This is a genomic window from Mesorhizobium sp. M7A.F.Ca.CA.001.08.2.1, assembly GCF_003998455.1.
Taxonomy (GTDB): Bacteria; Pseudomonadota; Alphaproteobacteria; order Rhizobiales; family Rhizobiaceae; genus Mesorhizobium; species Mesorhizobium ciceri.
On sequence record NZ_RZPW01001337.1, the window covers coordinates 1 to 742 of the forward strand.

Genomic DNA, 742 nt, shown 5'->3' on the forward strand with positions numbered 1-742 from the left:
GGGCAAGGGACCGACGACACGCTCGCGCCTCGGTGCGATGCCGGCAGCGCTTGTCGGCAAGTGGGGTTTTGCAGTTGCCAGCGGCAATTATTGCGACACATTCAGCAACTGCGATCCAGGCAGCGGCGGCAGCGTCACCTTTACCTTCGGGGCTGACGGGCGCACCTATTACGCGCTGTTCCAATCGTCTCTGGTCGACGGCTGCGGTCAGGTCCGGTCGCTGACCCTGAAAACCGGTAAGGCCTCCGTGCGCGGTTCGACCCTGGTTTTCACGCCGACGGCAGGAACCTACAAATCCGTCAATGGTTGCCGGCCCGACCTCACGGGCCTCTGGAAATTCAAGCCCGGTGACCTGAAGCCGGTCTCCTTGCGCTGGCAACTGGACGACAACCAGTTGCGGCTGATCGACCCCGACGGCGAAGCGAGCGGCGTTTACTCGAGGAGGTGAACCTAGCGCTCGCCGGTCAGCGCGTCGATGCGGGCGCGTAACATTGCAATCTCCTCCTCGAGGGCGCTGACGCGCTCCTCGAGGCCGGAGGCAGATGAAGCAGCCGACGCAGCCTGCATGGCGATGGGGGCGATCTGCGGAGTCCCGCTCAGCAGATGGACGTAACGCTCCTCGCGCTGGCCCGGTCCGCGTGGGATTTCCTGGATGAGTGGCGGTCGGCGGCCGATCAGCATGTCGAGCTCGGCGCGCAGATCTTCGATCGACGAAAACCGTGCCATGCGCTCGGTGCGCGCC

1 protein-coding gene and 1 pseudogene are annotated in these 742 nt (G+C 65.0%); one reads left to right on the forward strand and one right to left on the reverse strand.

Annotated elements, in window-relative coordinates; translation table 11 throughout:
- Positions 1-448, forward strand: a 448-nt coding sequence (locus EN914_RS37230; protein WP_164779260.1) for a hypothetical protein, incomplete at its 5' end; no start/stop codon positions are given.
- A gap of 2 nt (positions 449-450) precedes the next feature.
- On the opposite strand, the pseudogene EN914_RS37235 reads toward EN914_RS37230, so the two are convergent.
- Positions 451-742 (reverse strand): annotated as a pseudogene (locus EN914_RS37235) (DUF480 domain-containing protein); the annotation flags it as partial.